Consider the following 25,610-nt stretch of genomic DNA (forward strand, 5'->3'; position numbering starts at 1 on the left):
CAAATATTCAAGAATCTTTTTTATTTTCATATGAACTCCTTTTTGTCATCTGTCATAAAAAAAGAAGACCAATTACCCTAAAGATATTTTTGGAAAAAAATACCAGTTTAAAATCTTTTAAGATTTTACGTAACTAAAAACATGTGAAATTTTATTTGCTATCAAACTGTTATATCATACAAATTTATACAACATAAACATGCGTTTTCCCACTCTTTCTATCACTTTTATCTTTATAAAAATGATTCAAGAAATGCGTATAAATGCCTTTGTTATAATAACGGGTGTATTATTATATCTTCTAAGGACCATATAGAAATCAAGTACCTTTCTCCCCTGCATAAAAGATTTATTTGTAGCTTTAATGGTAATGTTTTCTTTATAATACATATACTTTAGCTTATTTGTATAAATAAATATTGATTTACAATGATATTTTTACTTTTCTCTCTCTATTAAAAAATTGTTTATTGGCATATCACAAAGAATTAACCTATTGAATAAAAACTTTAAAATAAACTCAATAACGCTTTTTGTAAGCCCCCTAATGCAAAAACAATGCGGAATATAGGGATGAGGAGAGAGTATAGAAATAGCGTTTGTCTTCTGCTTCATAAGCATAATGATGATTCCACTCAAAGGGGAACTATCATTTACAGATAAAGCCTCCTACCATGGCAATGCAAAGAAATGAAATCGACAACAAGGTGAGAAATATCTTTATAAGATGAATTAACTCATACAGGGGTATGCTATTTTTGCACAAAAAACGCTAAAAATATTGTACTTTTTTATGCCTCAGGTTGAATAATTTTATTACCTTCCCCTATCAAAACACCTTATGAAAAAATATATCTCCAGATCTCTTCACGGCACAGTTTAAATGATTTTTACACATTTTCCCTATGTTATCATATAATTATAAAATAAATTATATCCTTAACTCTTTCTTTCAATCATTTTAAAATTGTTTTTTGACTCTCTCAAGTATCCTATTAACAATATAGATTTCCTTTTCATATGTAAAAAATAACGCGGAATTGCTCCGCGTTAACAAAATTATCAAGGTGTATAGATTATTATTACTTAAACATACTCATGATTTTATAGCATAGACAACGGTTGTATTAACAGGGCGCGTTTCTGCCTCACCCGTATGGGAAAGAGTTACCTTGTGTGTATGTGCACCAGCAGAAGCTGTTCTCCCTTTCAGGGTCGTATTATAAGTATAATGATTCGGGAGTCTCCCAATATCACCAACGGGCCATCCTACCCCTTGATACTCAAAATTATGCGCATGCTCGCCTGCGTTTTCAATACTCCCAATATGCGTATGTGATTTTATGCTATCTTGTTGTTCATCTGCAAACTTTCTACCACCATCTAAACCCCGACCATTATCAAAGCCGCGTAAAAACATGCCTCTAAAATCAGGAACTTTAAAAGTTTTATTGCTGTCTTTTCCCCATTTATCACCTATTGCCTCGAATAACTGCGGATAATCTTCACGCTTATAGGCCTTACCATCACATAAAAGCCAACCATTTGGCACATTTTGCATAGCAAATGTTGCAATGAATCCAGAGGGGAAACTTTCTATCTTTGGTGGTGTAGGGTTTAATAAATACCAACCCTCATGCTCTTTTATTAAAACACCATTATTGTATACCATTTCATAAATGCCATCTGTTTGAAATTCTCCACCTTCTAATGGTATAACCCCCGTATCAGTGGCTTTATAGATAAGCTTTTCTCCTATATTATTAACAGTTATTGTTGTCACGCCAATATTTACACCACAAGCTTTAAAACGTATGACGATATCATTGTTGTATTTCTTTATAGGCGAAACTGTCTTTAAGGTAATTAATGTTGTTTTATCTTCCAAATTTACTATAAAGCTTGAATTAATAGATCCACCATTATCTGCAAGATATTCGCGCACGCGCTGCATCATCGCCCTTGCACTATCATTAACAGAACTAGGCGGCTGTCCTTCTGCCCAATTAATGATACTATCTGAATAAGCATTTTCATCAGCCTTTAGAGACCAATCATAGATATTAGACATTTTAAATCCCCCATTATTTTCATAGTTTTTCTAACAACTTCTCGTTCTGTGCACTAAAATGTGCTGCCGCTGTTTATTGGTACATCATAACCACTGCACCATCCTTATTTACGCATTTTATCTCTCTTCACTCCTTCCAATTTTATAACCTAAATTCACCAGACGCTTTTCATAACATTAGTATTAATGCTTTCTCTTCTAATGTATAATGTAACCACCTCATCTGATGTTACTTAATATCTTGTTTTGTTGCTTTGCTGTTGTTATATAATTATTTTTTCAATCTTGCATCTTGTTGCAAAATTTATAAATACTTCCAAAATTTTTCTTATTATGGATTTCATATAACCATTACTGAATGTAATAACTTATCATCCACATAGAAAGTTTCTGACTTAAACATTATCTTTTTTTATTTTTTTTCAATAGTTTAAATCTATCTCGTCGATATTTTATACCATATATTTTAAACAAAGAAATTCTATCTTTTGGCTATCATTTGTATTAAAACTTTAAAAATTAGCTTCAAATTTTTTGCATGCTTCATTATGTTTTTATTCACATGCAGATACTTTGTTCTATTTTATTCAATTGATTTCTGAAATTGTGTCACAAGATTAGCACCAATGTTTTTTTGAATAAGCTTTTGTTCAATCTAAATGTATCACAGAGAATATATTCAATATGGACATTTGCTCCACACTTTCATTAAACTGGAAATAAAATACTTTGAAATATTAAATATCACACACCTTCACAAAATTTGAAGGTTGTATCCGATCCGGAAAAAATTAAAAAGCATAACCCAGCCCCTCCCCCAATTTTTATGAACAATATCCTTGTTTATTAAACGCCCCATAACCAACTTTTCCCCTCCCACACTTAGCACATCCCCCTCTATATATTATTATATGTATATTTTTTTTGCAAGAACAATAAATCATTCTAAACAACATCTTGCAATTATTGGTGTTCTTCTTAATTCAAGGCAATATTATTTTTATAATAAAGATTAGGTATTGTTTCACGCTTTTGTTTATCGCATTCTTAATGGGAACATCCCCCTCATAAAGAATAAAGTACCCCAAACAAAATATAATGATATTGCATATTACGCACTTTTTAAGAAATATTGCTCAAAATATACTCCTTTCATTTTACGACAGCGCACGTCAATGATACAAGTGGAATCCATCATACATTTTGTTGGCTCCCACGTTTTGACAGCCTCACTCTTAGAATGTTCATTAAATGACATTTGGCTTCCTTTCTTCAAGTGCTTTGCCCCATACGCTCCCACTTATGACGTGCAAGGAAGTGTTTTTATACGAAAAGATATATGATGAGAGGATCTTATGGTATTCTGAGTTATTATTTTAATATGAAAAAAATCTCAATCAAAGCCATAAACTATCTACTTTTCCCTGATAATCCGTTTTTAACTTTATTCTGGTTTATAAAAGCTTCAATATCATAGTTTATCACTTCATAATATCTATTTACACTCTTAAAAACACACCAAAATCGTTTAAAATATATTTTTATGATTGACAATATAGATATTTAAGCCAACCATATTCGTATTAACAAAAATACTTCAAGTGGGAGGAGGTATAAAAATATTAGAATAGATATTGTATTATTTTTTCAAAATAACTTTTCTTGAGCTATATTGGATTTTCTTTGCTACAAAGCAATATTATTCCTATTCACCCGAATGCTCGTGATTGATAATTTGAATACATCCCCACTAACATCGCAACCTATTTTTGAACTCTGTGTCTATAAGGAAAAAGTTTGTGCAGAAAAATACTCCATCAATCAGTTGTAGCCCCTTTCCCGCTTCACGCAAAATTTATCAACAGAGCCTTCTCTTTTCTGATGTGCGCGTACCATTGCGTGAAATTTCACTGACTGATGGCAGTGGTGAAAAACCTTTAAACGTCTACGATACTTCTGGCCCCTACACAGATAAAGATATGATCATTGATATTACAAAAGGTTTGCCGGCAATTAGCTTGCCTTGGCTCTCTAAGCGGGATGATACTGAAACTTATCCTGCACGATTAGTTAAACCTGAAGATAATGGATTGACTTCTGATAAAAACCTTACACCAGCCTTTAAACAAAAACGTCCTATTTTACGAGCAAAAAATGGCAAAGCAATTACACAAATGGCTTATGCGCGCGCAGGCATTATTACCGAAGAAATGGAATATGTGGCTATACGAGAAAATGAAGGATTAGCAGTAAAAGAACGGCAGAATGTACCATCAAATGAAACATTTTCTGGATCAATACCAGAAATTTATACTGCCGAATTTGTTCGCAATGAAATTGCTTGTGGACGCGCCATTATTCCACAAAACATTAATCATCCAGAGTGCGAACCCATGATTATTGGGCGTAATTTCCGTGTTAAAATTAATGCCAATATTGGCAATTCAGCAGTAACGTCATCTATGGAAGAAGAAGTTGATAAAATGGTTTGGGCCATTCGCTGGGGAGCAGATACAGTTATGGATCTCTCAACAGGTCGAAATATTCATAATATTCGTGAATGGATTATCCGAAATTCTCCTGTGCCCATCGGAACAGTTCCTCTTTATCAAGCACTCGAAAAAGTACAGGGTATTGCCGAAAACTTAACATGGGATATTTTCCGTGATACCCTTATTGAGCAAGCAGAGCAAGGGGTTGATTATTTTACCATTCACGCAGGATTAAGATTACCATTTATTCCTATGACCATTGATCGTGTAACAGGTATTGTTTCACGAGGCGGTTCTATTATGGCAAAATGGTGTCTCCATCATCACAAAGAAAGCTTTCTCTATGAACATTTTGATGAAATTTGTGATATTGCAAAAACATATGATATCTCTCTTTCATTAGGAGATGGGTTACGCCCTGGCTCTATTGCCGATGCCAATGATGAGGCCCAATTTGCAGAGCTTAAAACCTTGGGAGAATTGACAAAAATTGCTTGGAAAAAGGATGTACAGGTTATGATTGAAGGTCCTGGGCATGTCCCAATGCACAAAATTAAAGAAAATATGGAGCAACAATTAGATCTTTGTCATGAGGCGCCTTTTTATACTTTGGGACCTCTTACAACGGACATTGCTCCTGGTTATGACCATATTACATCAGCAATTGGTGCCGCTATGATTGGATGGTTTGGAACTGCTATGTTGTGTTATGTAACACCTAAAGAACACCTAGGACTCCCCGATAGGAATGATGTAAAAACTGGTGTGATCACTTATAAAATTGCTGCTCATGCCGCTGACCTTGCTAAAGGTTTGCCTAGAGCACAATTGCGCGACAATGCTCTTTCGCGTGCACGATTTGATTTTAGATGGCACGATCAATTTAACCTTTCTCTTGATCCAGAAACAGCCTGTGCCTTTCATGATGAGACAATGCCTAAAGAAGCCCATAAATTGGTGCATTTTTGTTCCATGTGTGGACCAAAATTCTGTTCTATGCGTATTTCCCATGATATTCGTGAGGCAGCTGCAATAAGAAAAACAAAAGGGGAAGGTATGATCGCCATGGCCGAAAAATATCAGAAAAATGGCGACCTTTATATGGAAATTGTTCCTCCTCAAAAAAAGAAAGTAAATAGTTGAAGAACATTCTTATCAAAGGTGCAGGTGTAGGCGGCTTAACAGCTGCCTTTATGTTACAGCAAAAAGGTGCTTCTGTTACTGTATCGGCCCCCCCTCATTCACCTATAGGAAGTGCTAGTTGGTATGCAGGAGGAATGCTTGCACCTTACTGTGAAAGGGAAAGTGCAGAACAAATTGTTGAAGATCTTGGTGTACAAGCTATACAATGGTGGCGTAAAACGCTCCCCAACCTTGTCATACAAAAAGGCACTTTAGTGGTTGCACCTACACGAGATAGAGGAGAGCTTGAACGATTTTCTGTGCGTACGCATAATCACAAAACCGTAGATAATACAGAAATAGCTCATCTTGAACCAGATCTTGCTGAACGTTTTAACTGTGCGCTCTTTTATGAAAATGAAGCCCATATTGACCCTCGCAAAGCACTTATGGCTTTAAAAGAAAAGCTTCTCAACAATGGAGCCTGTTTTGTTGATGTAGAGAAGGCTGAAAAAAATTTTGATATTATTATTGATGCGACAGGAATAGCACGTTTAGGAAAAGATAAAAATATACGGGGCGTACGCGGTGAAATGCTTCTCGTGCGCTGCACCGATATTAAAATTTCGCGTCCAATTCGTCTTCTTCACCCACGGTTTCCTCTCTACATTGTACCTCGACAAGATAATATTTTTATGATTGGTGCAACGATGATTGAAAGTGACTTTGATGGTGCAATCTCTGTAAGATCAATGATGGAACTGCTCAACGCGGCTTATACTTTACATCCTGCTTTTGCTGAAGCAGAAATTATTGAATCTGGCGTTGGTGTTCGTCCATGTTATCCTAATAACTTCCCTTCTGTGCATAAAGATGGTAACTTTATTTCTATTAATGGATTTTATAGACATGGTTTTCTGTTGTCTCCAGAAATGGCAAAACGAGCAATGAAATTGGCATTGGAATAAAGCATGCAAATATTTGTTAATGGTGAAACAGTCCAAACAGAAGTTATGACTCTCGGTCTCTTGCTTGAAGAATTGGGGTATGAAGGAAATTGGCTTGCAACTGCTGTTAACGCTGAAGTTGTTCCCATAGATGCACGAAGCCAATTTGTCTTGCATGAAGGAGATAAAATTGAAATTTTAAGCCCAATGCAAGGAGGCTAAAATTATGCTGAATCTTTATGGACGACAATTCTCTTCCCGTCTTCTATTAGGTACAGCGCAATATCCTTCACCAGCAATCCTTCGTGATGCTATTCATAAATCGAATACGGAAATTGTAACTGTTTCCTTGCGCCGTGAAACTGCAGGTGGAAAACAAGGTGGACAATTTTGGAAATTTCTTCAAGAACTTGGGGTAACAGTGCTTCCTAATACTGCTGGTTGTTATACTGTTAAAGAGGCCGTAACCACAGCCCAATTAGCAAGAGATCTTTTTAAAACGGCTTGGATTAAACTCGAAATTATCGGTAATTCAGATACCTTACAGCCAAATATTTTTTCCTTAATCGAAGCTGCTCAAATTTTAAACAATGAAGGTTTCAAAATTTTTGCCTATACAACGGATGATCTCATTGTTGCTGAAAAACTTTTCGACATTGGTTGCCGTGTTATTATGCCTTGGTGTGCTCCTATTGGTTCTGCCAAAGGACCTCATAATACTGATGGATTGCGTTCTATCCGTGCTTACCTTCCTGATGCTACTCTTGTTATTGATGCCGGCATTGGGCGCCCATCACATGCCGCTGTTGCTATGGAACTGGGTTATGATGCGGTCCTTCTTAATACCGCAGTTGCTAAAGCAGCTGATCCTGTTTTGATGGCTGAAGCATTTTCTAAAGCTGTTCAAGCAGGACGTATAGGATATAAAGCTGGCATGATCGAAGCACGCAATGTAGCAGTCCCTTCAACACCAATCATTGGAAAAGCAGTATTTTCATGAAACTGGATCCTTTTTACCTCATCGTTGATAACGCTGATTGGGTTGAACGTTTGCTTCCTCTTGGCATCAAGCTCGTACAATTGCGTATGAAACATGAAAATCAACAAATAATCCGTCAACATATTAAGCGTGCAAAAAACATATGCAATAAATTGGGAGCACAATTAATTATTAATGATCATTGGGAAATAGCAATTGATGAAAAGTGTAATTTTATTCATCTGGGACAAGAAGACCTAAGCAATGCTGATCTTCACGCAATTCGTAAAAGTGGTATAAAAGTTGGTCTTAGTACACATGATGAACATGAATTGGATACCGCACTCTCTGCTAATCCTGAGTATATTGCACTTGGTCCTATTTATCCGACAATCTTAAAAAAAATGAAATGGATGCCGCAAGGACTAGAAAAAATCAAACAATGGAGAAAGCGGATTGGTGCTTTACCTTTGGTGGGTATTGGTGGTTTAACACCAGAACGCGCAGTTGGTGTTTTAAAAGCAGGAGCAAATAGTGCTGCTGTTGTGACTGATATTATCCTCCATAAAAAACCTGAAGAGCGTGTACAACAGTGGATAAAAGTGACACAAACATGGCGTTGATACCTTCCATTCTTATTGTTGCGGGCACTGATCCAACAGGAGGTGCTGGTATTGTTCGTGATATAGAAACCTCTGCACATTTTCAAATAAAAGCAAATTTAGCAATTACTTGTGTTAACGTGCAAGATGATCATCGCGTTGTCGAAATCATTCCAATGCGTGGAGACCTCGTCGCTGCGCAAATGCGTGCTGCCCTAGAAGCAAATCCAATAAGCGCAATAAAAATCGGTATGACGGGGACAAAAGCAATTATAGCAGCAATCTGTAACGTACTCAAAGACTATCCCCATGTTCCAGTTATTTTGGACCCTGTACTTGTCGCTTCATCAGGAGGAAAACTAATAACGGAAACAATCATCGACACGATGATCGATAAACTGCTTCCTCATGTTGATCTTTTAACACCGAATAGAGAAGAACTCGCTCTTCTTAGCCACAGTCCATTGGCATCTCATGATAAGCAAGCAATACAACAAGCAAAAAAACTTTTGTCATTGGGAGCTCGCTCTATTTTAGTAAAAGGGGGACATGCAGAAGGTCCTCTTGCAATTGATAGATTCATTGACAAAACTGAAGTCATAAATATCTCTACTCCACGTTTAAAAGGAACAATGCGAGGAACAGGTTGCATTCTCTCAAGCGCTATTGCAGCGCATTTAGCATTAAATGAACCTCTCATTTCAGCGGTAAAAAAAGCAAAAGAATATATCCACACATTGCTTTTAACCCATTGTAAAAATAGTTTATAACGTCTTAGTATTTTTTTCATATAAAATTAATATTTATATATTCATTAATATATTTATTTTTTAATAAAAATTATTTAAAAAATATAATAATAAAAAAATTTATACTTTATTTTATAAATAAAATACTACAAAAGTAACTTTAATTAAGTATTAAATATATAATACAATGATAACAAATATTATAACACCACTTGCATTCAGTAAAAAAATCTTTTATTATGAATGAGTTTAGTCTGTTTAAAAAGTTGAAATAGCGCAATTTAAACAAATTGTATATTTAAAGATGTATATAATCGCGAACACTCGCATTTTACGATTTGCCTTTTTTGTGAAAAGAGAGAATCCTATCAGCGTTCTTATACATTAATGGCTAGCGAATACATTTAATAAAACTTGAAGGATAATTTTGTTTGATCTATAATCGCTAGATCATTAGAAAAAGTAAAATGTTAAATCAAACGCCGTGCTCAATTTCCTATGAAGAACTCTTAAACTTTTATAAAGAAAGTGGTGCGGATGCCGTTCTGACGGATTTCCCTATTGATCGTTTTAAGCAGTCTGCTTGTTCAGAGAGAAAATTAATATCTGTCGTGAACATTTCTCATAATCAACAAGCATCTCCCAAAACATCTCCAACCGTAAAATTAGATCATCATCAGCTGCATAACTCTAGGACTATACAAAATGAATCCACAGCTATAGAGAGTGCAAAAAGTGCCAAGACACTTGATGAATTAAAATCTGCTCTCCTTGCATTTAATGGCTGTTCATTAAAATTGACAGCAAAAAATACCTGTTTTTCAGATGGAACAGCAGGAAGCCCCCTGATGCTTATAGGCGAAGCACCAGGACGAGACGAGGATATACAAGGAATTCCTTTTGTGGGAAAAGCCGGGATGTTGCTTAATAAAATCCTCGCATCAATTGGCTTAACAAGAAATAATGTTTACATTGCCAACACTATTCCTTGGCGTCCACCAGGAAATCGTACACCAACACCAAGAGAAGTTGCCTTGTGCCGCCCTTTTATTGAACGGCACATTTATTTAGCGCGTCCTCGTGTTCTTATAGCACTGGGAGGTGTTGCTGCACAGTTTCTTACTGGATCTCAAAATGGGATTATCCGAACAAGAGGGAAATGGCATATCTATGAAAGCGAGGATAATATAAAAATACCTGTTATGCCAACTTTCCACCCTGCTTACCTTCTTAGAACCCCTAGTCAAAAGAAGCTTACATGGATAGACTTCTTAGAAGTAAAAAATCGCCTCGACAACCTTTTGTAATTCTTTAATCCTATCTTGCTTCTAAAATTAACACACCCTTCTTTAACTCTTAAAATACAAATGGGAAAAAACTATGAAACAGCCAATAACATCTATTTATCGTTTGGAAGACTACCAACCAACCCCTTACGTTATCCCTAAAACACAACTTTCTTTCCAATTAGCACCGACAAAAACCTATGTTACAGCCATATTGTCTATTGAATCCCGTCACGATACAAAAGAATTAACACCTCTTGTTCTTTCTGGTGATGATCTTACTTTAATTTCCGTTTCTATTAATGATGAGATATTAGCCCCAAACACTTATAAAGTGACGCCTTCACGTTTAGAAATTACAACGCCACCAACGGTTCCTTTTACATTGAAATTGGTTACGGAACTGAATCCTGAAAGCAACCGCCAACTTATGGGGCTTTATCTTTCAAATGGTGTTTATTGCTCACAATGCGAATCGGAAGGTTTTCGTCGTATTACTTATTTTTACGACCGCCCAGATGTTCTTTCTACCTATAGAGTGAAAATTGAAGCAGATTCCCAAACAATCCCAATCTTGCTTTCCAATGGTAATCTGGTGGAAACAGGAACTTTAGAGAATAATCGCCATTTTGCCATTTGGGAAGATCCTTATCCCAAACCATCTTATCTCTTTGCTTTAGTAGGTGGAGATCTTGATAAGTTAGAAGACCATTTTACAACTGTATCTGGACGACGTATCGAGCTTGGTATCTATGTAGAAAAAGGAAAAACCGAACGCGCAACCTATGCAATGGATGCTCTTAAACGTTCCATGCGTTGGGATGAACAATGTTTCGGACGCGAATATGATCTTGATGTTTTCAATATTGTCGCTGTGTCCGACTTTAACATGGGAGCAATGGAAAACAAAGGCCTTAACGTTTTTAATGATAAATATGTTCTTGTCGATCCTGAAACAGCAACCGATCAGGATTATAGAAATGTTGAACGTGTCATTGCACATGAATATTTCCATAATTGGAGCGGTAATCGTGTTACCTGTCGCGATTGGTTTCAACTCTGTTTAAAAGAAGGATTCACTGTTTATCGTGATCAGGAATTTTCATCAGATCAAAATGTACGCAGCCTACAGCGAATTGAAAATGTAAAAGCATTAAAAGCGACGCAATTTGCAGAAGACGCAGGACCTCTTGCGCATCCTGTACGTCCTCGTCAATATAGCCAAATTAATAATTTTTACACCACAACTGTTTATGAAAAAGGTGCTGAAGTTGTTCGCATGATACGAACTATTTTAGGTCCTACTCTTTTTCGTAAAGGCACTGATCTTTATTTTCAACGTCATGATGGACAAGCTTGTACAATTGAAGATTTTATTACCTGTTTTGCTGAAGTGTCTGGTCAAGACTTCTCCCAATTCATGCTATGGTATGAACAGGCAGGAACACCCAATGTAGAAATCGATAGTCATTATAGCGATGGTGTTTTAACAATTCATGCAAAGCAACATATTCCCGCAACCCCACAACAAAATACAAAAAAGCCTATGCTTATCCCTATCGTATTTGGCTTGTTAGGACCTAACGGAGAAAACCTCACCTATGAAGCAGATACAAATATTCAATCAGATGTTATGCTTTTATCCAAGGAAAGCCAAACCTTTACATTAAAGGGACTGCGTGAAAAACCCGTTTTATCACTGCTGCGAGACTTTTCAGCACCAATCATTCTACACACTCCATTCAATGAAAGAGAACTTATTTTTCTTGCACAACATGATGACAATCACATCAATCGCTGGCAATCTCTTAATCATTTAATGACGCAAGCTTTGATTCAAAGCATTCAAGATAAAACACAAGAAAAAGCAACACTCCCTTCTGCTTTGCTAAAGCTGATTGAAACGATCATAACAGATGAAACCTTAGAGCCTGAATTTCGTGCCTTCTGTTTAAATTTACCTAGTGAAGTTGAGCTTGCTCATACAATCGGTAAAAATATTGACCCAGATCGTATTCATTATGTCCGCAATCAGTTTTTAGTTTCACTTGCACAAACTCATCAAGAGCTCTTAACAAAATTCTATGGACAAATGCAAACCCAAGAGCCCTATTCACCAAACACTGCACAAGCTGGAAAGCGAGCATTAAAGAATATCATACTGGATTACCTTTCCATTGCTGAAGCCAATCCAAATCGAGCTGCTATACAGTATGCAACAGCTGATAATATGACTGACCGTATGGCGAGTATCGCTGTTCTCGTGAAGCGTTTTAATGAAAGTGAGCAGGCACAAAATGCCTTAAATGATTTTGAAAACCGCTATCGGCATGACCCTTTGGTCATGGATAAATGGTTTTCTATTCAAGCAATGGTTGCTGGCACATCAACACTCGAGAATGTTCAAAAGCTCATGCAACATCCGCTTTTTTCACAAGATAATCCTAATCGTGTACGTTCCCTAATCGGTGTTTTTGCCTCTAACAATCTCACGGGCTTTAATAGGATGGATGGAGCGTCTTATCATTTTCTTTGCCAAGTCATTTTGGAAATTGACAAAAAAAATCCACAGCTTGCTTCACGATTATTAACAATGATGCGCTCTTGGCGACAATTAGAACCTATTCGACAACAAAAACTTGAAACTGAATTAAAAATGATTGCTGCTGCGCCAAAATTATCAAGCGATGTTGCTGATATCATCAACCGTCTGCTTACTTGAAACAAAAAATTATTTTAAATCAATATGCTATAATATTTTTTTAAATAAATTCTATAAACTATTCGATCATCATTAAATCTATAAACAGGCAATCTAAGCCTGTTTATAGATCACGTTTAAAGTACTTTTTTCTTTTCATATTCCAAAATTATAAAAGTAAAATTATTTTTTTAAAAAAAAGACTGGACAGAAGACTCCTGTTTTGATTCATTGCACTCGATGGGGTTACTATGAATATCGAAGCAGTTTTTAAATCACATTATTCCAGAATTAAAGGAACGCGAGATGGCTAAATTGGACGCATATAATGCGCCAAGGGAGGTGTATGCTGATTCAAAATCAAGCGCTCAAAGTCGCAAGGAGCGGACAGAGCGTACCAATCTGTTTTCTGGTCCTGCCTATCAAAAACTTCTTTTTATTGAACCTTGGCTGCGACGTTCACTCCCATTTGTAATTCTTGCATTTCTTGTTATACTAGCAGCAATCCGTTTCCTATCAATCTATGATTGGCGCAACACAATTGATAAAAACACGCATTCTACCATCGCTCTCTTAGCTTCTCATATTACCAATACAATCGACCGTGACTTACTTGCCGCCACTCGACAAGGAAAAGCTGCTGCTCTTTCTCATAATCATTTACAAAATATCCTGACTAATTTTCGTAACAAAGGTTTTATAAAAACCAGCGCTGTTATTGCTATTGTCGATCAAAAAGGCAATGTCCTAGCTTCATCAAGTTCCGAGATTGTCTTAGGAAAACCCTTACAGAATTTTACCTCTGAAAGCATTACTTTACAAGCTCTAGGAAAACATGCTGGAATCATGAAAATTACAATAGGAAAAGATATTCCTGCTCTCGCTTCCTTTCAGCAAACAGAAAATGGACAATATGGGGTATTCATCAGTGAAAAAATGCAACATATTTACATGGAATGGCGGAAAGCTCTCTCGTTAAATATAACCATGTTCATTGGAACTAGTGGCGTTATCCTTGCTCTTCTTTATGCTTATTACAACCAAATTGTACGAGCACGCAAAACAGATCTTGTTTCAGAAAAAATTCAAAACCGTATTGATATGGCAATGATGCGTGGACGCTGTGGACTATGGGATTGGAATATGGCAAGTGGACGCGTCTACTGGTCACGAGCAATGTACGAAATGCTCGGCTATGTCCCTCAAGATGCATTGCTCTCAATTTCCCAAATTAGCGCCATTATCAATCCAAATGATGCGAATTTTTTTGACCTTGCTCAGGAATTAATGAGCGGTAAAAAAAAGCATATCGATATTAACGTTCCTATGCGTCATGCTGATGGTCATTATGTATGGATGCGCATTCGTGCCGAAGTTACTGAAGAAGAAGAACCCCATTTGGTTGGTATTTCCTTCGATATTAGTGAACAGCAACAATTGGCTGAACAAACAGCGCAAGCCGACCTTCGTATCCGTGATGCGATTGAAAACATTTCAGAATCTTTCGTCTTGTGGGATGCTGAAGGACGTTTAGTCATGTCCAACAGCAAATTTTGCGAATATGCCGCTATTCCTAAACAAATTCTCCAATCAGGTATCCAACGTGCAACCGTCGAAGCCATGGCACGCCCTGCACTCAGTGAATATCCCCTTAAAGATGATGGTACTGGTAACTTAACCAGTATTCGCCAAACGGCAGATGGTTGTTGGCTCAAAATTAACGAACGACGAACCCAAGATGGAGGATTGGTTTGTATTGGTACTGACATTTCTGAGCTTAAACAACAACAGGAAAAATTTGAAGACAGTGAAAGGCGTCTTTTCTCTTTCATTCAAGAACTCAAGCGCGCGCGAGGGAGTGCTCAACAACGCGCAACAGAAGTTGAAAAACTTAATAAAAGTCTGAAAGCAGAAAAAGAACGCGCCGAAAGTGCTAATAAGGCTAAATCAGAATTTTTAGCCAATATGTCTCATGAATTGCGCACGCCTCTGAATGCTATTCTTGGTTTTTCAGATATCATGTTGCAATCGACTTTTGGTCCTCTTGGTTCACAACGCTATAAGGAATATATGCATGATATTTACAATTCAGGAACCCATCTTCTAACCCTTATCAATGACATCCTTGATATGTCAAAAATCGAAGCAGGAAGATTTACGCTTGATTGTAAAAATACCGATCTTGAGCCCATCATTAGTGAAGCAGTACGAACACTAACACCTCAAGCTCAAGAAAAAAATATTGTTGTTACAACAAACATTACCCCAGAACTTCATGCTGAAGTTGATGGTCGTGCAATGAAACAGATTTTCCTTAATCTCATCTCTAATGCCGTTAAATTTACGCCTTCTGGCGGAAATATTGATGTCTGCGCTTTCAAGAAAAAAAATAACCTTATTTTTAAAATTACAGATACAGGCGTTGGTATTCCCCAATCAGCAATTAAAAAACTTGGGCAACCTTTTGAACAAGTCGAAAATCAGCTCACTAAATCTCATACGGGCTCAGGTCTTGGATTAGCCATTTCACGCTCCTTGCTAGAACTCCACAAAGGAAAACTTGAAATTACTTCAAAAGAAATGGAAGGAACAACTGTAACGATTATAATGCCCATCACACAAAGTTAAATTTTTCCATTTTGTTCCCGTTGTAGTAAAATCTGTTTCCGTTTTTCCCCCCAACGATACCCTGAAATAAAACCATTTTTACGCACAACACGATGACACGGAATGATAATAGCCAATTCGTTACGTGCACAGGCATGAGCAACGGCACGAAAAGCTTTCGGCATACCAATACGGCATGCTAAGATCTCATATGAAATTGTTTCACCACATGGTATATCACATAATACTGCCCATACTTGTCGTTGAAAAACTGTACCATTTATATCTAAGGGAAAATTATATTTTTTTACCAGCTTAGGTGTTTCTATCATGGCTATAATATGGGCAACTTCTCTCTTAAATGTATTGTCACCTACAACTTGTTGTACATCACCAAAGCGTATCGTAAACTCCTGTAATAATTGCTCTATAGTGTCTCCTAACGCTATATGACAAATCCCTTTTTGAGACCTAGCCACCAAAAGCTTTCCTATTGATACATCTTTCAGACAGAATACTCTCGTTTGGGAAATATTCAGCATTTTAACCTTCTTTATATTTTAAAAAGTTTTGAACATCATCCATAAAGTAAAGGGAGAGTATTCACTATCTTTTAAAAACAAACAAAATCATTCTGAAATTATCTCCTTAGCCATTGTATTAAAATACACTCTCACCTTTTTATGAAATGGAAAGATACATAGATTGACTTTCTTCCTACCCTAAGACGGAAACTTCGACCAGAGCTGATCTATCAACAATCTTGCTTTTTATATAACAGATTCCAACTGAACCCATTTGATATGGTTTATTTCATAAGCTCTCTACAGACAAATCCTGCTCTGAATTCTATCATACACTCTAACAAAAACACCTTAATGTGGTAAATTTTCATACCTTATATCACAACTCTAAACGGCAGTATTTTACGGAACAACACGATAAGCTTCCCATTTTATTTTACGAAATCCCATCGAACCATAAATAATAGCTTATGTTTTACAAGCAACAGAAAAAGCGCGTGCTCTCTTAAGCAAAAAACGTCATAAAACACAAAGAAAGTATGCCGGCAATGGATTGGAAAGATGTTCCGGCTTTTTATGCTCCACAGTATGCTTGAATATTCTAATTTGTTGGAGCACTGTTATTATTTTTTATCAAAGGTCATACTTTTGATAAACTGACGAGATGACTCAACTCAAAAAAGAAATTTATCTTCAATTTTATGAAAAAAAGCATGGAAAAGGTATTTTAATGCTTACTTTCTTTTTCACTTAACTTATAAAATGACGGTAGCCTCAGAACTAAAATATTTTGCCCGCAACAATCGCACACAGATATTTGTCATAGGAAAAAGTCATGCCCAAACGCACAGATATAAAATCTATTCTTATCATCGGAGCAGGACCTATTATCATTGGTCAGGCATGTGAATTTGATTATTCAGGCACTCAAGCCTGTAAAGCATTAAAAGAAGAAGGTTACCGAATTATTTTGGTAAATTCTAATCCTGCCACGATTATGACAGATCCAGATCTAGCTGATGCAACTTATATAGAGCCCATTACTCCTGAAATAGTTGCCAAAATTATTGCTCACGAGCGTCCCGATGCCCTTTTACCCACTATGGGAGGACAAACAGCCCTCAATACTGCTTTATCATTAAAGCGTATGGGTATTTTAGACCGCTATCATGTTGAAATGATAGGAGCCAATGCTGATGCTATTGATAAAGCTGAAGATCGTGCTTTATTCCGCCAAGCGATGGCAAAAATCGGTTTGGAAACGCCACGCTCTATGTTAGCCAATGCAACAGAACTGAAAGAAGAAAATCGCCAACAACACGCAAAAACGTGTGCTGAACTTAAAGCAAAGCTTTCTGGTGCTGCGCTTGACAAAGCACTCGAAGAACTTGAGCGCAACTGGCGACATACCGAAGCTGATCGCAAACAACATTATATCGCTCATGCAACAGCAAAAGCAGTTCAAGCTCTTGATGTTGTTGGGCTTCCAGCTATTATTCGTCCTTCATTCACCCTTGGTGGAACTGGTGGTGGAATCGCTTATAACCGCTCTGAATTCTATGAAATTATTGAACGTGGGCTTGAAGCTTCACCAACAACAGAAGTATTAATTGAAGAAAGTGTTTTAGGGTGGAAAGAATATGAGATGGAAGTTGTTCGTGATAAGAACGACAATTGTATCATCGTTTGTTCTATTGAAAACATTGATCCGATGGGGATTCATACCGGTGATTCGATCACTGTAGCACCTGCTCTCACCTTAACCGATAAAGAATATCAATGTATGCGTAATGCTTCGATTGCTGTTTTGCGAGAAATTGGTGTTGAAACGGGGGGATCCAATGTACAGTTTGCTGTCAATCCTGAAAATGGGCGCCTCATTGTTATTGAAATGAATCCGCGTGTTTCTCGCTCTTCAGCGCTTGCCTCAAAAGCAACGGGGTTTCCCATTGCCAAAGTAGCGGCTAAACTGGCTGTTGGTTATACACTTGATGAATTAAAAAATGATATCACGGGTGGTGCAACACCAGCATCATTTGAACCTTCTATTGACTATATTGTGACAAAAATTCCTCGTTTTGCGTTCGAAAAATTTCCCGGTTCATCACCTGTCCTCACAACTGCGATGAAATCTGTAGGAGAAGTCATGGCAATTGGACGCACTTTTCAAGAATCGTTACAAAAAGCACTCCGTGGACTTGAAACAGGGCTTACGGGTCTTGATGAAATTGTGATTCCAGAGCATGCTGAAGGTGATGAAAAAAGTTCTATACGCTCAGCCATTGCCATACCAAGCCCTGATCGTCTACGCTATATTGCTCAAGCCATGCGCACAGGCTTACCCTTAAATGAGATTCACCAAATTAGCAAAATTGATCCGTGGTTTTTAGAACAAATAGCCTCCATCATTGAAATGGAGCAGCGTATCCGCATTCATGGATTACCCCAAGACGCAGATAATTTACGTATGTTAAAAGCTATGGGCTTTTCAGATGCGCGATTAGCCTCCCTTACAGGGAAAGAACCCGATTATATCGCAGCTTTACGTAAATCACTGAATGTTAAACACGTCTTCAAACGGATTGATACTTGTGCCGCTGAATTTTCTTCTCCTACAGCCTATATGTATTCAACATATGAAGTTCCCTTTGCAGGTGTAGAGCACTCGGAAGCACACGTTTCTGAACGCAAAAAAATTGCTATTTTAGGCGGTGGACCAAACCGCATTGGGCAAGGTATTGAATTTGATTACTGTTGCTGCCACGCTGCTTTTGCACTGCGTGATGCAGGATTTGAAGCGATTATGATTAACTGTAATCCTGAAACAGTTTCAACCGACTATGATACCTCTGATCGCCTTTACTTTGAATCTTTAACAACAGAAGACGTTATCGCTATTTTAGAAGCAGAACAGGAAAAAGGAGATTTGGTTGGAGTCATCGTCCAATTTGGCGGACAAACACCCTTGAAATTGGCAAGCGCTCTAGAAAAACACAACATCCCCATCCTAGGTACTTCACCTGACGCTATCGACTTAGCAGAAGATAGAGATCGCTTTCAAAAACTGTTATTTAAACTTAATTTAACACAACCTCAAAATGGTATTGCCCACTCCATTGAACAAGCACGCCTCATTGCCCACGAACTAGGCTTCCCCTTGGTTGTACGTCCCTCTTATGTTTTAGGAGGACGTGCTATGCAAATTATTCGTGATGAACGTAGCTTACAAAATTATTTACTTGAGAGTGTCCCTGAATTAATTTCAGAAGATATCAAAGTCCGTTATCCTAACGACACAACAGGACAAATCAATATATTGCTTGGTAAAAATCCGCTTCTCTTTGATACCTATTTAACAGAAGCAATTGAAGTAGATGTTGATTGTCTATGTGATGGCAAAGAAACACTAATCGTTGGTATTATGGAACATATTGAAGAAGCTGGTATCCACTCTGGTGATTCAGCATGTTCTCTACCAGTCCATACGCTCTCAAATAAAATAGTTACTGAATTAGAGCGCCAAACCAAAGCATTAGCACAAGCACTTCATGTTCGCGGCTTAATGAATGTACAATATGCTATAAAAGATGACACCATTTATGTCTTAGAAGTCAATCCCCGTGCTTCACGTACTGTCCCATTTGTTGCAAAAACGATTGGTCGCCCTATTGCTAAAATGGCTGCACGTATTATGGCAGGAGAAACGCTTCATGATGCTCTTGAAGCTTATGGTGGATTACCTTCTTTGCAAAAAAAACAACATATTGCCGTCAAGGAAGCAGTATTTCCTTTTGCTCGTTTTTCAGGTGTTGATACACTTCTTGGTCCAGAAATGCGCTCAACCGGTGAAGTTATGGGACTTGACTATGAATTTTCGCTTGCTTTTGCTAAAGCCCAACTTGGAGCTGGTGTAAAACTCCCTAAAGAGGGAACTTTGTTCGTTTCTGTAAGGGATGAAGATAAAAAACGCATCTTAAATCCTGTAAAACGTTTAACTGAGCTTGGCTTTTCTGTTGTCGCCACAAGTGGAACACAAAAATTTCTCACCGAACACCACGTTGAAGCAAAAAAAATTAACAAAGTTCTAGAGGGACACCCCCATATTGAAGACGCTATTCGTAATCGCCAAATTCAATTGATTTTTAATACAACTAGCACTGCCAGTGCCATCTCAGACTCAAAATCATTACGTTATGCAGCACTCATGCAAAATGTTCCCTATTATACAACAATAGCTGGAGCCGAAGCCGTCGTAGAAGCGATCAAAGCACTCAAAAAAAGGCACCTTGAGGTACGTTCACTACAAAGTTATTTTAGTTGAATTTTTTTCTACTTAGCAAAATATACACTGTTTTCTTATTTTTTCTTTATATAAAAATTGATTAAGACTTGCTTTTTGTTCTAAAAACTTTTATAGAGGTTTCATCGAATTTTCGGTTACGTGACTTTCTTTCCTGTGCAATCTGCACTTTCGACGAAACTTCTCCCACCTAATTTCGATCTACAACCGTATTGAAGAAATGAAAGCTTCAATGCTCAATATAATTATATATTCTAAGGAGTTTCCTATGTCTACAGGAACAGTTAAGTGGTTTAATACAACAAAAGGTTTCGGATTCATTCAGCCTAGCGATGGTAGTGCAGATGTATTTGTACACATTTCTGCCGTCGAGCGTTCAGGTCTAAACAGTCTTAATGAAGGGCAAAAAATCTCTTATGATGTTCTTCAAGATCGTCGTTCAGGAAAATTTGCCGCTGGTAACCTTGCAGCACTTTAAAGTTTAAATTCTGCAATATTTTATTTAGAAATCTTCGTCTGTAAAGACGAAGATTTTTTTATTTTCTATAAAGCATTATTTTACCTTGTTAAAATAAAAGACTGCTTATCTCCTTTGCACAATTTATCAAACCTCTCTTATACTTCCTCAAAAACTTTCATAAAATCTACGAAGAGATTATCTTGTAAAATATCTCAAAAAAGAAGAATATAAAGCCCGTGTAAGAGTATTTTGGAAGTTTTTTATTGCATACAATATAATCTCTTATAGAATATCCTTAAAGCAATAACCATTTGTTGATATAATATAAGGATTTAAAATTATGGCTTTTATTGCCGACAAACTGTCTCGTATCAAACCTTCTGCAACAATTGCTGCTTCTCAAAAGGCCCGCCATTTAAAAGCATTAGGGCGCAATGTTATTGCTTTAAGTGCTGGAGAGCCAGACTTTGATACCCCAGACAACATCAAAAACGCGGCTATTGAAGCTATTCGAAGGGGAGAAACAAAATACCCTCCCATATCAGGAATTCCAGAATTGCGCCAAGCAATTTCTGCAAAGTTTAAAAGAGAAAATAACCTTCTTTACCAACCAGAACAAATTATTGTTGGTACCGGTGGAAAACAAATTCTCTTTAATGCATTCATGGCAACTTTGAATAAAGGAGATGAGGTCATCATTCCATCCCCTTATTGGGTTAGTTATCCAGAAATGGTCGCACTCAACGATGGTACGCCTGTCTTTTTAGAAACAAAAGCCGAATTTTCTTATAAACTCCAACCACAAGAGCTAGAAGCTGCCATTACCCCCAAAACCAAATGGTTCATCTTTAACTCTCCTTCAAATCCATCAGGTGCCGCTTATACACATAATGAATTGAAAAAACTTACAGATGTTTTAGTAAAATATCCTCATGTTTATATCCTTTCCGATGATATATATGAACATCTCACATATGAGGGTTTTACCTTTGTGACTCCAGCTCAAGTAGAACCAGCGCTTTATGAGCGTACACTCACAATGAATGGTGTTTCTAAAGCCTATGCGATGACGGGATGGAGAATCGGTTATGCAGGCGGACCACAAGAATTAATTAAAGCCATGGATACCATTCAAGGACAGCAAACATCTGGAACAAGTGTCATTTCACAATGGGCTGCGGTTGAAGCACTCAACGGGCCACAAGACTTTATTGCTAAAAATAAAAGTATTTTTCAAGCACGCCGTGATCTCGTTGTCTCCATGCTAAATCAAGCTCCTGGCATTCACTGTCCAACGCCTGAGGGTGCTTTTTATGTTTATCCTTCTTGCACCGGACTTATTGGAAAGAAAACACCCAATGGTCAACGTATTACGAATGATGAAGACTTTGCCATAGCGCTTCTAGAAACAGAAGCTGTTGCTGTCGTCCAAGGATCTGCTTTTGGACTTGGATCAACTTTTCGTATTTCTTATGCAACATCAGAAGAATTACTTGAAAAAGCTTGTATACGTATACAGCGTTTTTGCAACAGTTTAATTTAAAATTTTTAATATCATCTCTTGTGATTGTTTTTTGCCGAATGTTAGTATATCCGAGAAAATATCTGAAACTGTGTCATGGTCTAAATCTATCGATTCAGCAAAAATATCTATGAATAAACACAAAAATAGATGCTGTAGATAAAGATCAAAAAAATTTAGCTATCAAATAAATGAATCGGTCTATTATCATAAGAGATGACAAGCCTATTCTACTTTCTCCATTCAATTTATAACTCTAAAAAAGACCGAGCACTTTTAAACACAATTGCCCTTATAATCAAAGGCCCTTACAATAAAATCTCTTCTATTTCTCAGCTTCTTCTTCGTCCTAAAACGAAGAAGAAGCCACCTCCCATCGTTGTGTAAGCAATCCAGTTTCCTTTAAGTTCTATTTAATAACTACTTGATTTACTTCATAGGCTTTATGAACAAGACCTGCCTTAAATATTCACCTCACATTCTAATAAAAAGCACTTCATGTATAAGGTTTTAAATATTTTATATCACACCCCTAAAAGACAGACTTTTACAGTACAATAGAATATCCCCTCTCAAACTCCTCATTGAATTTTAGTATTCTTAAAAAAATTGTTGGATATCCACCAGTTTCGAAATTTTTTCTTTATCATCTTCCCATATATTGCAATTTCTAGGGACTCTTTCAAAAATTAAAAAAAAAGCCGGACATATGTCCGGCAAATTTGGAAAATCCTCAGAGATAAAATCAATCTGATAGATCTTCGTAAGGGAACACTCAAGAAAACGAAACTGGGAGGCAACATAATCAAGAGATAGTATTCTATGTCATTTTATAAGGAAAAGCACAACAAAGACTTAAGCGTATCTGCTATGCAATAAACACATAGCTTTAAATTTGTCTCCATCATGTACCACTCTCTTTAATTAAATAGTAAAAATGTTAACTACACCATCACACGATTGTCCATTTTTCAATATATAATAACCCTCACGGTTGCTAGTATTCATAAAAAACATTTATCCCTCTTTTCAAAAATATTTACCCGTACGGACTCCCTCCACTTTTAATGTGCAACAAATAATTTTAATTGATTCAATATAGGCAAATTTGAAACGAAAGAATATTACGGGAGTCTCAAGTTGCAAAACAGCTAATTATTCCTTATAAATTAAGATATTAATATTAAAAAGACCACTGGCGAGCTTTTAAAAAAATATAATCTCGAAAAGCATTTAACCTTGCCAAATTCTTTAAATTATAAGGATAACAAAAAAAAGTATCAAAAGAAGGAATATCAACCATATCAGGAAAAAGACGCACTAAATGCTCATCATTATTGACGATATAATCAGGAAGCACAGCAATCCCAAGATCACGCATAAGCGCATTCTTTATTGAGATGATATTGTTGATTTGTAAAACTGAAACGCGCAATGATCCATCACTTCTACCAGCCTTTTCCAACCAATTTAAACCAGACAAATAAGGTGGAACAGGTTCACCGAACGAAATAATACGATGCTCATCGAGATCAGACAATTTTTCCGGCTTTCCATAATTTGCAATATACTTTTCCGAAGCATAGACATGCATATGAATTGTAAAGAGTTTTCTTTGTATAAGATCAGGTTGTTTGGGTTGATGTAAGCGAACAGCACAATCCGCATGACACATTGTCAAATCAAGCTCTTCATCGGAAAGCAAAAGCTGAACCTGCATATCAGGATAAAGACTAAGAAATTCTGGCATACGCTCTGCAATCCACCCTGCCCCCATCCCAAAGGTCGAGGTCACACGCAAGTGCCCCGTTGGTTTTGCATAGCTTTCACTTAATTGCAAACGCACACTTTCAAGCTTCATCAAAACATCATGAGCTGTACGATAAAGAGTTTCTCCCTGTTCTGTAAGAATCAAACCACGCGCATGACGTTGAAATAAGGATACCCCAACCTCTTGTTCTAAAGCCGAAACCTGTCGTGAAACGGCTGATTGAGATAAATGAAGTTTTTGAGCAGCATGCGTAAAAGATCCCGCTTCTGCTGCAGCGTGAAAAACCCTTAACTTATCCCAATCCAACGGTGGCGCCACAATTAATTCTACCTCTATATTCTCTATGTTCTCAATGAATGACTAACGCCTGGGTATATCCAAAAACCGTTCTGCTTCCAACGCTGCCATACATCCTCTTCCCGCAGCTGTTACAGCTTGGCGGAATGTTTCATCTGTCACATCCCCAGCAGCAAAAACACCAGCAATGCTTGTTGCTGTTGAGTCGGGTGCTGTCCATAAATAGCCGCCTCGTTTTTGTTTCAGCTGTCCTTCAAACAGAGAAACAGCAGGATCATGCCCAATGGCAATAAATATGCCCTCTGCATTCACTTTCATCTCGTGACCTGTCTTAACATTTTTCAGACGTGCCCCTGTTACAACAGCGCCCTTTGAATCTTGAGCTGGCAGCCCCACAATTTCTTCAACCACATGATCCCAAAGAACACGCACATTATTACAAGCCAGCAACCTATCTTGTAAAATTTTTTCTGCCCGAAACTGCCCCCGCCTGTGAACCACGCTTACACTTTTAGCCAAATGCGATAAATAAAGTGCTTCTTCAACAGCCGTATTTCCTCCTCCCACGACAATAACGTCCTTATCACGATAAAAAAAGCCATCACATGTAGCACAAGCGGAAACACCTCCGCCCATAAAGGTCTGTTCACTTTCTAAACCAAGCCAGCGCGCTTGAGCTCCTGTTGCAATAATCAGTGCATCACAAGAATATTGTGTTCCTGAATCCCCATATAAGACAAAAGGATACTTCAACAAATCAGCCTTTATAATTGTATCATAGACAATTTTTGTCCCCATATTCTCAGCTTGTTTTGCCATTTGTTCCATCAACCATGGTCCTTGAATGGGATCTGCAAAACCTGGATAATTCTCAACATCAGTTGTAATTGTTAATTGTCCACCCTGCTGCAAGCCCGTCACCAAAACCGGCTTAAGCATTGCTCTTGCTGCATAGATCGCCGCTGTATAACCAGCCGGACCTGAGCCAATAATCAGCAGACGAATATGCGATTGTACCATTAAATCCCCTTCACTTTATTATAAATTAATTATTCTATAAATGATAACGGAATGCAGCCTTTTAAAAAAATATTTTTCAAGAGCCCTAATTATGTTATGTATACTTCTTTTCAAGTTTTATGAAAAGGTCTGATTACTAATTCATCAAGGCACGCTAATG

Annotated in this window: 16 protein-coding genes; 12 read left to right on the forward strand and 4 right to left on the reverse strand. The window is 37.2% G+C overall.

What is annotated here, in order from left to right; translation table 11 throughout:
• Window positions 1-1,096 precede the first annotated feature (1,096 nt).
• Window positions 1,097-2,071, reverse strand: a complete 975-nt coding sequence (locus ACFILO_RS02850; protein WP_375631689.1) for a tail fiber protein — start codon at window positions 2,069-2,071, stop codon at window positions 1,097-1,099.
• 1,799 nt (window positions 2,072-3,870) lie between these two features.
• Here ACFILO_RS02850 and thiC point away from each other — a divergent pair.
• The 9 genes from thiC to ACFILO_RS02895 all read left to right on the forward strand — a co-directional run bounded on the left by thiC (window position 3,871) and on the right by ACFILO_RS02895 (window position 15,577).
• On the forward strand, window positions 3,871-5,706 hold the full coding sequence (gene thiC / locus ACFILO_RS02855; protein ID WP_375631687.1) for a phosphomethylpyrimidine synthase ThiC: 1,836 nt from the start codon (window positions 3,871-3,873) through the stop codon (window positions 5,704-5,706).
• The gene (locus ACFILO_RS02860; protein WP_375622230.1) at window positions 5,703-6,653 is read left to right on the forward strand and encodes an FAD-dependent oxidoreductase; all 951 of its coding nucleotides are present in this window, start codon (window positions 5,703-5,705) and stop codon (window positions 6,651-6,653) included. The genes thiC and ACFILO_RS02860 overlap by 4 nt, the downstream gene beginning before the upstream one ends.
• Before the next feature lie 3 nt (window positions 6,654-6,656).
• A complete protein-coding gene (thiS, locus tag ACFILO_RS02865; protein WP_273791115.1) occupies window positions 6,657-6,854 on the forward strand; it encodes a sulfur carrier protein ThiS in 198 nt (65 codons plus the stop codon).
• 4 nt (window positions 6,855-6,858) lie between these two features.
• Window positions 6,859-7,632 (forward strand): thiazole synthase, encoded by a 774-nt coding sequence (locus tag ACFILO_RS02870; RefSeq protein WP_375677794.1) that lies wholly within the window; start codon window positions 6,859-6,861, stop codon window positions 7,630-7,632.
• A complete protein-coding gene (locus tag ACFILO_RS02875) occupies window positions 7,629-8,234 on the forward strand; it encodes a thiamine phosphate synthase (protein WP_375677795.1) in 606 nt (201 codons plus the stop codon). The genes ACFILO_RS02870 and ACFILO_RS02875 overlap by 4 nt, the downstream gene beginning before the upstream one ends.
• Window positions 8,225-8,983, forward strand: coding sequence for a hydroxymethylpyrimidine/phosphomethylpyrimidine kinase (locus tag ACFILO_RS02880; RefSeq protein ID WP_375677812.1), 759 nt, complete (start codon window positions 8,225-8,227; stop codon window positions 8,981-8,983). Before ACFILO_RS02875 ends, ACFILO_RS02880 begins: the two co-directional genes overlap by 10 nt.
• A gap of 446 nt (window positions 8,984-9,429) precedes the next feature.
• A complete protein-coding gene (locus ACFILO_RS02885; protein WP_375631677.1) occupies window positions 9,430-10,269 on the forward strand; it encodes a uracil-DNA glycosylase family protein in 840 nt (279 codons plus the stop codon).
• Between the two features lie 73 nt (window positions 10,270-10,342).
• Complete coding sequence (gene pepN, locus ACFILO_RS02890; RefSeq protein WP_375677796.1) at window positions 10,343-12,970, forward strand: aminopeptidase N; 2,628 nt, start codon at window positions 10,343-10,345, stop codon at window positions 12,968-12,970.
• Between the two features lie 285 nt (window positions 12,971-13,255).
• The gene (locus tag ACFILO_RS02895; protein ID WP_375677797.1) at window positions 13,256-15,577 is read left to right on the forward strand and encodes an ATP-binding protein; all 2,322 of its coding nucleotides are present in this window, start codon (window positions 13,256-13,258) and stop codon (window positions 15,575-15,577) included.
• Here the strand turns inward: ACFILO_RS02895 and ACFILO_RS02900 are convergent.
• A complete protein-coding gene (locus ACFILO_RS02900) occupies window positions 15,574-16,098 on the reverse strand; it encodes a methylated-DNA--[protein]-cysteine S-methyltransferase (RefSeq protein ID WP_375611196.1) in 525 nt (174 codons plus the stop codon). The two genes, ACFILO_RS02895 and ACFILO_RS02900, sit on opposite strands and share 4 nt — an antisense overlap.
• An 817-nt stretch (window positions 16,099-16,915) precedes the next feature.
• Between ACFILO_RS02900 and carB the strand changes: the two genes are divergently transcribed.
• From carB to ACFILO_RS02915, 3 genes are all read left to right on the forward strand, one after another.
• Window positions 16,916-20,401, forward strand: coding sequence for a carbamoyl-phosphate synthase large subunit (carB, locus tag ACFILO_RS02905; RefSeq protein WP_375612966.1), 3,486 nt, complete (start codon window positions 16,916-16,918; stop codon window positions 20,399-20,401).
• A gap of 247 nt (window positions 20,402-20,648) precedes the next feature.
• A complete protein-coding gene (locus ACFILO_RS02910; RefSeq protein WP_012754908.1) occupies window positions 20,649-20,858 on the forward strand; it encodes a cold-shock protein in 210 nt (69 codons plus the stop codon).
• 322 nt (window positions 20,859-21,180) lie between these two features.
• Window positions 21,181-22,383: a pyridoxal phosphate-dependent aminotransferase gene (locus ACFILO_RS02915; RefSeq protein ID WP_375612967.1), complete on the forward strand. Its 1,203-nt coding sequence runs from the start codon at window positions 21,181-21,183 to the stop codon at window positions 22,381-22,383.
• Between the two features lie 1,162 nt (window positions 22,384-23,545).
• Here the strand turns inward: ACFILO_RS02915 and ACFILO_RS02920 are convergent.
• On the reverse strand, window positions 23,546-24,451 hold the full coding sequence (locus ACFILO_RS02920) for a LysR family transcriptional regulator (RefSeq protein WP_273791217.1): 906 nt from the start codon (window positions 24,449-24,451) through the stop codon (window positions 23,546-23,548).
• 42 nt (window positions 24,452-24,493) lie between these two features.
• The gene (trxB, locus tag ACFILO_RS02925) at window positions 24,494-25,450 is read right to left on the reverse strand and encodes a thioredoxin-disulfide reductase (protein ID WP_375631666.1); all 957 of its coding nucleotides are present in this window, start codon (window positions 25,448-25,450) and stop codon (window positions 24,494-24,496) included.
• Window positions 25,451-25,610: the final 160 nt, after the last annotated feature.

The sequence above is a fragment of the Bartonella sp. AP72JLCBS genome, from assembly GCF_042195705.1.
In the GTDB taxonomy this organism is placed as follows: Bacteria; Pseudomonadota; Alphaproteobacteria; order Rhizobiales; family Rhizobiaceae; genus Bartonella.

Excerpts from the sequence above, each read along its gene's own strand:
- ACFILO_RS02850 (WP_375631689.1), bottom strand. The coding sequence starts at position 2,071 with ATGTCTAATATCTATGATTGGTCTCTAAAGGCTGATGAAAATGCTTAT.
- thiS (WP_273791115.1), top strand. The coding sequence starts at position 6,657 with ATGCAAATATTTGTTAATGGTGAAACAGTCCAAACAGAAGTTATGACT.
- ACFILO_RS02870 (WP_375677794.1), top strand. The coding sequence starts at position 6,859 with ATGCTGAATCTTTATGGACGACAATTCTCTTCCCGTCTTCTATTAGGT.
- ACFILO_RS02875 (WP_375677795.1), top strand. The coding sequence starts at position 7,629 with ATGAAACTGGATCCTTTTTACCTCATCGTTGATAACGCTGATTGGGTT.
- ACFILO_RS02880 (WP_375677812.1), top strand. The coding sequence starts at position 8,225 with ATGGCGTTGATACCTTCCATTCTTATTGTTGCGGGCACTGATCCAACA.
- ACFILO_RS02885 (WP_375631677.1), top strand. The coding sequence starts at position 9,430 with ATGTTAAATCAAACGCCGTGCTCAATTTCCTATGAAGAACTCTTAAAC.
- pepN (WP_375677796.1), top strand. The coding sequence starts at position 10,343 with ATGAAACAGCCAATAACATCTATTTATCGTTTGGAAGACTACCAACCA.
- ACFILO_RS02895 (WP_375677797.1), top strand. The coding sequence starts at position 13,256 with ATGGCTAAATTGGACGCATATAATGCGCCAAGGGAGGTGTATGCTGAT.
- ACFILO_RS02900 (WP_375611196.1), bottom strand. The coding sequence starts at position 16,098 with ATGCTGAATATTTCCCAAACGAGAGTATTCTGTCTGAAAGATGTATCA.
- carB (WP_375612966.1), top strand. The coding sequence starts at position 16,916 with ATGCCCAAACGCACAGATATAAAATCTATTCTTATCATCGGAGCAGGA.
- ACFILO_RS02910 (WP_012754908.1), top strand. The coding sequence starts at position 20,649 with ATGTCTACAGGAACAGTTAAGTGGTTTAATACAACAAAAGGTTTCGGA.
- ACFILO_RS02915 (WP_375612967.1), top strand. The coding sequence starts at position 21,181 with ATGGCTTTTATTGCCGACAAACTGTCTCGTATCAAACCTTCTGCAACA.
- trxB (WP_375631666.1), bottom strand. The coding sequence starts at position 25,450 with ATGGTACAATCGCATATTCGTCTGCTGATTATTGGCTCAGGTCCGGCT.